Genomic DNA, 8973 nt, shown 5'->3' on the forward strand with positions numbered 1-8973 from the left:
GATAACAAGCCGATGAAGATCTTTCGCGGATTCCACCACCCCGGCGTGTCCGACGCCTGCGCGCTGACCATCGGCAATTTCGATGGGGTGCACCGGGGCCACCAGGCCATGCTGGCGCTGCTGAACAGCGAAGCCGCCCACCGCGGGGTGGACAGCTGCGTGCTCACGTTCGAGCCCCACCCCCGCGACTATTTTGCGGGCGTGCACCACAAGCCCGAGCTGGCCCCCGCGCGCATCGGCACCTTGCGCGACAAGCTGACCGAGCTGGCGCGCTGCGGTGTGCAGCAGACGGTGGTGCTGCCGTTCGACGCCCGGCTGGCCGCGCAGTCGCCCGAAGCCTTCATCGACGAAGTCCTCATCGCGGGGTTGGGCGCGCGCTATGTGCTGGTGGGCGACGACTTCCGCTTTGGCCGCCAGCGCGCGGGCGACTACGCCATGCTCGACCAGGCTGGCCAGGCCAAGGGCTTTGACGTGGCGCGCATGAACAGCTACGAGGTGCATGGGCTGCGGGTTTCCAGCTCTGCCGTGCGCCAGGCGCTGGCGGCGGGCGACATGGAAGCGGCCGCGCGCCTGCTGGGGCGGCCCTACACCATCAGCGGCCATGTGGTGCACGGCCGCAAGCTGGGGCGCGAACTGGGCGCCACCGCCGAGGGCGCGGGCAACGGCTTTCGCACCCTCAACATGCGGTTTGCGCACTGGAAGCCAGCCGCCAGCGGCATCTTCGCCGTGCTGGTGCACGGCCTCGTCGACGACCCGCTGCCGGGCGTGGCCAACCTCGGCGTGCGCCCGTCGCTCGACCCGAACGATGCCAATGGCGGCCGCGTGCTGCTCGAAACACATTGCCTGCAGTGGCCGGCCGCACTGGGCCCCGAAGGGGCGTACGGTAAAATCGTGCGCGTGGAACTGCTGCACAAACTGCACGACGAGCTCAAATACGACAGTCTGGACGCCCTGACAGCGGGTATCGCCAAAGACTGCGCGGACGCGCGCGCCTACTTTGCATCGGCCCACGCGCCCAACCACACCGAGACCCGGCGCCAGACCACGCGCGACCGAATTTAGGGGGCTGCCTGCGCAGCGCCTGCCCCGCAGGCTCTCCCTCCGCCGGGGCCTTGCCCCGTGTCCTGCCCCTCTTTTGCCCCCCGTCTCCTGCATTGCTCCGGGCTTGCCCGGAATGCCCCGTCTTAAGGCTTCTTCATGTCCGACAACGCCAGCACCCCCGCCACCACCGCCCCGGATTACCGCAGCACGCTGAACCTGCCCGACACCCCCTTCCCCATGCGCGGCGATTTGCCCAAGCGCGAGCCGGGCTGGGTGAAGGAATGGGAAGACAAGGGCACCTACAAGCGCCTGCGTGATGCCCGGCGGGGCGCGCCCAAGTTCATCCTGCACGACGGCCCTCCGTATGCCAACGGCCAGATCCACATGGGCCATGCGGTCAACAAGATCCTGAAGGACATGATCACCAAGGCGCGCCAGCTCGAAGGCTTTGACGCGCTGTACGTGCCCGGCTGGGACTGCCACGGCCTGCCGATCGAAAACGCCATCGAGAAGAAGCACGGCCGCAACCTGAGCCGCGACGACATGCAGGCCAAGAGCCGCGCTTTCGCCACCGAGCAGATCGCGCAGCAGATGGCGGACTTCAAGCGCCTGGGCGTGCTGGGCGAATGGGACAACCCCTACAAGACCATGAACCCGGCCAACGAGGCGGGCGAGATCCGCGCCTTCAAGCGCGTGATGGAGCGCGGCTTTGTCTACCGTGGCCTCAAGCCCGTCTACTGGTGCTTTGACTGCGGCAGCTCACTGGCCGAATTCGAGATCGAATACGCCGACAAGAAGAGCACCACGCTCGACGTGGCCTTCAAGGCACACGACCCGGCCAAGCTGGCAGGCGCCTTTGGCCTGCCCGCCTTGGCCAAGGACGCGTTTGTGGTCATCTGGACCACCACGGCCTGGACCATCCCCGCCAACCAGGCGCTCAACCTGAACCCCGAGATCAGCTACGCGCTGGTCGATGCAGGCGAGCGCATCCTGCTGGTGGCCGAGCCGCTCGTGGCCTCGTGCCTGGAGCGCTACGGCCTCACCGGCAGCGTGCTGGCCACCACCCTGGGCAAGAACCTGGGCGGCCTGGAGTTTGAACACCCGCTGTACGACGTGGCCAGCGAAGACGGCAGCTTTGGCTACCGCCGCCTCTCGCCCGTGTACCTGGCCGACTACGCCACGGCCGACGACGGCACGGGTATCGTGCATTCGTCGCCCGCCTACGGTCTGGAGGACTTCAACTCCTGCCGCGCGCACGGCATGGCGCTGGACGAGATCCTGAACCCCGTGCAGGGCAACGGCACGTACGCGGCCGACTTTCCGCTGTTTGGCGGCCAGCACATCTGGAAGGCCGTGCCGGTGATCATCGAGGCCCTGCGCAACGCGGGCCGCCTGATGACCACCAAGGACATCACCCACAGCTACCCCCACTGCTGGCGCCACAAGACGCCGGTGATCTACCGCGCGGCTGCGCAGTGGTTCATCCGCATGGACGAAGGCGAAGGCGTGTTCACGCAACCCGGCTTGAAGCCCGCCAAGACGCTGCGCCAGATCGCACTCGAAGCCATCGAGCACACGAGCTTCTACCCCGAAAACGGCAAGGCCCGCCTGCACGACATGATCGCCGGGCGGCCCGACTGGTGCATCTCGCGCCAGCGCAGCTGGGGCGTGCCCATCCCGTTCTTTTTGCACAAGGATTCGGGCGAGCTGCACCCACGCACGCTGGAGATCATGGACCAGGCCGCCGACATTGTGGAAAAGGGCGGCATCGAGGCCTGGAGCCGCGTGACGGTGGAAGAGATCCTGGGCGCCGGGGACGCACCGCAGTACACCAAGAGCACCGACATCCTCGAAGTGTGGTTCGACTCCGGCTCCACCTTCAGCCACGTGCTGCGCGGCACGCACCCCGAGGTGCACCACGACACCGGCCCCGAGGCCGACCTGTACCTCGAAGGCCATGACCAGCACCGCGGCTGGTTCCACAGCTCGCTGCTGCTGGCCTCGGCGCTCGAAGGCCGCGCGCCGTATCGCGGCCTGCTGACCCATGGCTTCACCGTGGACAGCCAGGGCCGCAAGATGAGCAAGTCGCTGGGCAACGGCATCGACCCGCAGGACATCAACAAGAAGCTGGGCGCAGAAATCATTCGCCTGTGGGTGGCCGCCAGCGACTACTCGGGCGACATCGCGGGCGATGAGAAGATCCTGGCGCGCGTGGTGGACGCCTACCGCCGCATCCGCAACACGCTGCGCTTCTTGCTGGCCAACGTGAGCGACTTCGACCCCCAGGCCGATACCGTGCCGTTCGACCAGATGCTGGAGATCGACCGCTACGCGCTCACCCGCGCGTCCGAGTTCCAGGCCGAGGTGCTGGCGCACTACAAGGTGTACGAATTCCACCCCGTGGTGGCCAAGCTGCAGCTCTACTGCTCGGAAGACCTGGGCGGCTTCTACCTCGACGTGCTGAAGGACCGCCTGTACACCACGGCGCCCAAGAGCCTGGCGCGCCGCAGCGCCCAGACCGCGCTCTACAACATCACGCACGCCATGCTGCGCTGGATGGCGCCGTTCCTGTCCTTCACCGCCGAAGAGGCCTGGAAGGTGTTTGGCGGCTCCGACTCGATCTTTCTCGAAACCTACGGCAATGTGGCCGGGGTGGGCGCCGGTGCCGACGAAGGCCTGCTGGCCAAGTGGGCTCGCCTGCGCCAGATCCGCGACGCGGTGAACAAGGAGATCGAGGCCCTGCGCGCCGCCGGCCAGGTGGGCTCGTCGCTGCAGGCCAGCGTCGCGCTCACGGCAGCCCCCGAGGACCACGCCCTGCTGGCCAGCCTGGGCGATGACCTCAAGTTCGTGTTCATCACATCGGCTATTAAATTGATAGCTGGAGACGCTTTACAGATAAGCGTTGAAGCCAGTTCTGATGCCAAATGTGAGCGCTGCTGGCATTACCGCAGCGATGTGGGCCACGACAGCGCCCACCCCACGCTGTGCGGCCGTTGCACCAGCAACCTGCATGGCGCAGGCGAATCACGGGTGGCGGCGTAATGGCGCGCGCTTCTTCGTCCCTGGAATTTGGCGGCCGACAGGGCGGCAGCATGTGGCCCTGGCTGGCCTGGGCGGTGGTCATCCTGATCGCGGACCAGGTCACCAAGACGCTGATCCTGCAGCACTACCAGCTGGGCGATGCCACTTTCATCACCAGCTTCTTCAACATCGTGCGCGCGCACAACACCGGCGCGGCGTTCTCCTTCCTGGCCCAAGCGGGGGGGTGGCAGCGCTGGCTGTTCACCGGCATCGGTGTCGTGGCCACCATCTTCATCGTGTGGCAGCTGCGCGCGCACCCGGGGCAAAAGCTGTTCTGCTTTGCACTGTCCAGCATCCTGGGCGGCGCCGTGGGCAATGTGGTGGACCGGCTCATGCACGGCTACGTGGTGGACTTTCTGGACTTCCACGCCGCGGGCTGGCACTTTCCGGCATTCAACCTCGCGGACTCGGCCATCACCGTGGGCGCAGCCTGCCTGATCCTCGACGAGCTGCTGCGCGTGCGGCGCGAGCGCTGACAACGCCAAGTTCCAAGCTTCAAGCGCCAAGCGCATTCGCTCCCGTCCAGACAGCCCGCCGTGTGCGGGCTGTTTCTTTTTCGGCGTCCGGCGCGCCGTGTCATTCGCGCGTCACAGCGGGTGGTTGCAATCGATGTAATCGTTTTCATCCACCCGCCCGCCATGAGCATTCTGGAAGTGGCCCGCGAGGCTGGCGTCTCCGTCGCCACCGTCTCGCGCGTGTTCAACCTGCCCGACAAGGTCGCCCCCGCCACGCGCGAGCATGTGCAGCAGGTGGCCCGCGCCCTGGGCTACCAGCCCAATGCCAGTGCGCGCACCCTGCGCACGCAGCGCAGCCGGGTGCTGGGCGTGGTGCTGCCCACGCTCACCAACCCGGTGTTCGCCGAATGCCTGGACGGCATCGCGCAGGCCGCCGTGGCGGGGGGCTATGCCATCCTGCCCTTCACCACCGACTACCGCGTGGCGCAGGAAGACCGCGCCGTGAACCTGCTGCTGGCGGGCGATGTGGACGGAATGATCCTGGTGGTGTCCAACCCCGCCACCTCCACGGCCCTGCAGCGGCTGGGCGAGTCAGGCCTGCCCTACGTGCTGGCCTACAACCGGCACCCTGAACACCCCTGCGTGTCCGTCCACAGCGAAGAGGCCGTGGCCGAGGCCGTGGCGCAGCTCGCCGCGCTGGGACACCGGCGCATCACCATGGTCAGCGGGCTGCTGCAGGCGTCCGACCGGGCGCAGCAGCGCTGCCGGGGCTACGCCCAGGGCATGGAGCGTGCGGGCCTGGCGGTGCAGCCCGTGCAGCAGGTGCCCTTCGTGGCCACGGCCCCCGAGCTGCTGGGCGCGCTGCTGGGCAGCCCCGAGCGCCCTACCGCCCTGGTGTGCTCCAACGACCTGCTGGCCATCCGCAGCATCCGCGCCGCACACCTTGCGGGCCTGGCCGTGCCGCGCGACCTGAGCGTGGTGGGCTTTGACGGCATCGCCCTGGGGCAGGACCTCACGCCCCAGCTCGGCACCGTGGTGCAGCCCAACACCGACATCGGCCGCCACAGCGTGGAGCTGCTGGTCCAGGCCATCGCCGGCAACAGCCCCCTGGGTCCCGAGATGGGCCTCACGCTGGCCCACAGGTTCCGCCCCGGCGAATCCTGCGCACCGCCCGCATCACGGGGGTCTGCACCTTTGCCCTTTCCTGTTCCGTCCCACCCCTGAAACCAAGGAGCCACCACCATGACATCCACCCTGCACCGCATTGCGCGCACCACGCTGCTGGCCTGGGGCCTGGCCGCCAGCGCCGCCGCCCTGGCGCAAAACGCCATCTGCTACAACTGCCCGCCCGAATGGGCCGACTGGGGCAGCCAGATCAAGGCGATCAAGGCCCGTACCGGCATCACCGTGCCGCCGGACAACAAGAACTCGGGCCAGTCGCTGGCCCAGCTGGTCGCCGAAAAGGCCAGCCCCGTGGCCGACGTGACGTATCTCGGCGTGACCTTCGCCATCCAGGCGCACAAAGATGGCGTGGTCGCCGCCTACAAGCCCGCCGCGTGGGCCGAGATCCCGGACGGCCTGAAGGACCCGGCCGGCCACTGGTTCACCATCCATTCGGGCACGCTGGGCTTCATGGTCAATGTGGACGCGCTCAAGGGCAAGCCCGTGCCCCAGTCGTGGGCCGACCTGCTCAAGCCCGACTACAAGGGCCTGATCGGCTACCTCGACCCGGCCTCGGCCTTCGTGGGCTACGTGGGCGCCGTGGCCGTGAATCAGGCGCGCGGCGGCACGCTGGACAACTTCGGCCCCGGCCTCGACTACTTCACGGCGCTGCAGAAGAACGAGCCCATCGTGCCCAAACAGACCTCGTACGCGCGCGTGTTGTCGGGCGAGATCGCCATCCTGCTGGACTACGACTTCAACGCCTACCGCGCCAAGTACAAGGACAAGGCCAACGTGCAGTTCGTCATCCCGGCCGAAGGCACGGTGGTGGTGCCCTACGTGATGAGCCTGGTGGCCAACGCGCCGCACGCCGACAACGGCAAGAAGGTGCTGGACTTCGTGCTGTCGGACGAAGGCCAGGCCCTGTGGGCCAATGCCTACTTGCGCCCCGTGCGCGCCAGCGCCATGTCCAAGGAGGTGCAGGCCCGCTTCCTGCCCGCCACCGAATACGCACGCGCCCGGACGGTGGACTACAGCAAGATGGCTGCCGTGCAGAAGGCGTTTGCGGACCGGTATCTGAAGGACGTTCAGTAACCAACAACGCACAGCGCAGCCGCACGCCCTCATGCACCTGGCCCTGCACCCATCCCTGCACGCTTCCATGCGACCCGCCTTTGCGCCCTCCCGCCCGCTGCTGCTGGCCTGCGCAGCGCCTGCGGCCGCGTTCTTCGTCGCGTTCTGGCTGTTGCCGGTGGCCCGGCTGATGGCGCTGCCCGCGAGCAAGGGCTTGGACACGTATTTCGTCGTGCTCACCCACGGCCGCTACCTGCAAAGCCTGCTGCAGACGCTGGGCCTGTCGCTGGCGGTGACGCTGGTCACGCTGGTGCTGGGCGCGGCCGTGGGCATCACGCTGGCGCGGCAGCGCTTTGCGGGGCGGCGGCTGCTGCTGTCGCTGCTCACGCTGCCGCTGTCGTTCCCGGGCGCCATCATCGGCTTCTTCATGATCCTGCTGGGCGGGCGACAGGGGCTGGTGGCGCAGTGGACCGATGCGCTGGGGCTGGGGCGCATCACGTTCGCGTACGGTCTGGCGGGGCTGTTTCTGGCGTACCTGTATTTTTCACTGCCGCGCGCCATTGCCAGCTACACGGCGGCGGCCGGCGCCATGGACACGGCCCTCGAAGAAGCCGCCCGCTCGCTGGGCGCGCCGCGCTGGCGCGTGGTGCGCGACGTGTGGCTGCCCGAGCTGGCGCCCACCACGCTCTCGTGCGGGGCCATCGTGTTCGCCACCGCCATGGGCGCGTTCGGCACCGCCTTCACGCTGTCGGCCAAGTTCGAGGTGCTGCCCATCACCATCTACAACGAGTTCACCAACTACTCCAACTTCGCGCTGGCAGCCAGCCTGTCGATGGCCCTGGGGCTGATCACCTGGCTGGTGCTGTGGCTGTCCCGCCGCGTGGCGGGCCCGGTGGCCGCAGCAGGCGCCTGAGCGAGCCGGTTCATTGCCCATGCGCACTGCACGACAAGCCTCCCTGCCCCTGCTGGCCCTCACGGCGCTGGTGGCGGTGTTCATGCTCGCGCCCATTGCGCTGTCGGTGGTGGCGGGGCTCGTCGCCAACTACAGCACCGGCATCGCCAGCGGCCTGACGCTGCGCTGGCTGGGCGAGGTGTGGGCGCTGTATGGCGGCACCGTGGGCTGGTCGCTGGCCATCGCGCTGCTGTGCGTGCTGGGCAACCTGCTGATTGGCGTGCCCTGTGCCTATGCGCTGGCCCGCAGCCGTTCACGGGCAGCGCGGCTGTTCGAAGAGCTGCTCACCCTGCCGGTGGCCGTGCCGGGCCTGGCCAGTGCGCTGGCGCTGATCCTGGCCTACGGCAGCCTGCAGGGCTTTCGCCAGAGCTTTGCCTTCATTCTGGTCGGGCACATGGTGTTCACCCTGCCCTTCATGGTGCGCACGGTGGGCGCGGCCTTTCAGCGCCACGAGCTGCGCGCGCTGGAAGAGGCCGCGCGCTCGCTGGGCGCCAGCTTCGCGCAGCGCTTTCTGGGCGTGCTGGTGCCGGCCGTGTTGCCGGCCATCGTGGCGGGCAGCCTGATGGTGTTCACGCTCTCGGTGGGCGAATTCAACCTGACCTGGATGCTGCACACCCCGCTCACCCGCACCCTGCCCGTGGGGCTGGCCGACAGCTATGCGTCCATGCGCATCGAGATCGGCTCGGCCTACACGCTCATCTTTCTGGCTGTCATCCTGCCCGTGCTGTGGGGCCTGCAGGCCCTGGGCTCCCTGATCGAAAGACACCATGCAACTTGAACGCACGCGCGTGGACATTGCCCGCTGCGCCAAAACCTATGCCGACGGCACGCGCGGACTGCAGCCCACCGACCTGGCCGTGGAGCCCGGCGAAGTGCTGGCACTGCTGGGCCCCTCGGGCTGCGGCAAGACCACGCTGCTGCGCCTGGTGGCCGGGCTGGAGGCACCCGACGCCGGCAGCCGCATCACCTTCGGCGCCACCGACGTCACGCACACCCCCATCGAACAGCGCGGCGTGGGCATGGTGTTCCAGCACTACGCGCTGTTCCCGCAGATGAATGTGGAGGCCAACATCGGCTACGGCCTCAAGATCCGCGGCGTGGCCGAGGACGAACGCCGCCGCACCGTGGGCGAGCTGGTGGACCTGGTGCGCCTGAACGGGCTGGAGAAAAAGCGCCCGGCCGAACTCTCGGGCGGCCAGCGCCAGCGCG

Annotated in this window: 8 protein-coding genes; all 8 read left to right on the forward strand. The window is 68.2% G+C overall.

Going from position 1 to position 8973, the window contains the following annotated elements; translation table 11 throughout:
- Positions 1 to 12 precede the first annotated feature (12 nt).
- Positions 13 to 1062: a bifunctional riboflavin kinase/FAD synthetase gene (locus ACOQFS_RS16145; protein WP_421563843.1), complete on the forward strand. Its 1050-nt coding sequence runs from the start codon at positions 13 to 15 to the stop codon at positions 1060 to 1062.
- A 135-nt stretch (positions 1063 to 1197) separates the two neighbouring features.
- Positions 1198 to 4083 (forward strand): isoleucine--tRNA ligase, encoded by a 2886-nt coding sequence (gene ileS / locus ACOQFS_RS16150; RefSeq protein WP_421563844.1) that lies wholly within the window; start codon positions 1198 to 1200, stop codon positions 4081 to 4083.
- The gene (gene lspA, locus ACOQFS_RS16155) at positions 4083 to 4598 is read left to right on the forward strand and encodes a signal peptidase II (RefSeq protein ID WP_421563845.1); all 516 of its coding nucleotides are present in this window, start codon (positions 4083 to 4085) and stop codon (positions 4596 to 4598) included. Before ileS ends, lspA begins: the two co-directional genes overlap by 1 nt.
- Before the next feature lie 162 nt (positions 4599 to 4760).
- A complete protein-coding gene (locus tag ACOQFS_RS16160; protein WP_421563846.1) occupies positions 4761 to 5801 on the forward strand; it encodes a LacI family DNA-binding transcriptional regulator in 1041 nt (346 codons plus the stop codon).
- Positions 5802 to 5819: 18 nt separating this feature from the next.
- Positions 5820 to 6833: an ABC transporter substrate-binding protein gene (locus tag ACOQFS_RS16165; RefSeq protein ID WP_421563847.1), complete on the forward strand. Its 1014-nt coding sequence runs from the start codon at positions 5820 to 5822 to the stop codon at positions 6831 to 6833.
- Between the two features lie 67 nt (positions 6834 to 6900).
- Positions 6901 to 7725, forward strand: a complete 825-nt coding sequence (locus ACOQFS_RS16170; RefSeq protein WP_421563848.1) for an ABC transporter permease — start codon at positions 6901 to 6903, stop codon at positions 7723 to 7725.
- A gap of 19 nt (positions 7726 to 7744) precedes the next feature.
- Positions 7745 to 8542: an ABC transporter permease gene (locus tag ACOQFS_RS16175; RefSeq protein ID WP_421563849.1), complete on the forward strand. Its 798-nt coding sequence runs from the start codon at positions 7745 to 7747 to the stop codon at positions 8540 to 8542.
- A partial coding sequence (locus ACOQFS_RS16180) for an ABC transporter ATP-binding protein (protein WP_421563850.1) occupies positions 8532 to 8973 on the forward strand: 442 nt, incomplete at its 3' end. The genes ACOQFS_RS16175 and ACOQFS_RS16180, both read left to right, overlap by 11 nt.

Origin of the sequence: Paracidovorax sp. MALMAid1276 (genome assembly GCF_049198005.1) — a bacterium.
Taxonomy (GTDB): Bacteria; Pseudomonadota; Gammaproteobacteria; order Burkholderiales; family Burkholderiaceae_C; genus Acidovorax.

Bases quoted from the DNA above. Each gene is read 5' to 3' on its own strand.
- ACOQFS_RS16145 (WP_421563843.1), top strand. From the start codon at position 13: ATGAAGATCTTTCGCGGATTCCACCACCCCGGCGTGTCCGACGCCTGC.
- ileS (WP_421563844.1), top strand. From the start codon at position 1,198: ATGTCCGACAACGCCAGCACCCCCGCCACCACCGCCCCGGATTACCGC.
- lspA (WP_421563845.1), top strand. From the start codon at position 4,083: ATGGCGCGCGCTTCTTCGTCCCTGGAATTTGGCGGCCGACAGGGCGGC.
- ACOQFS_RS16160 (WP_421563846.1), top strand. From the start codon at position 4,761: ATGAGCATTCTGGAAGTGGCCCGCGAGGCTGGCGTCTCCGTCGCCACC.
- ACOQFS_RS16165 (WP_421563847.1), top strand. From the start codon at position 5,820: ATGACATCCACCCTGCACCGCATTGCGCGCACCACGCTGCTGGCCTGG.
- ACOQFS_RS16170 (WP_421563848.1), top strand. From the start codon at position 6,901: ATGCGACCCGCCTTTGCGCCCTCCCGCCCGCTGCTGCTGGCCTGCGCA.
- ACOQFS_RS16175 (WP_421563849.1), top strand. From the start codon at position 7,745: ATGCGCACTGCACGACAAGCCTCCCTGCCCCTGCTGGCCCTCACGGCG.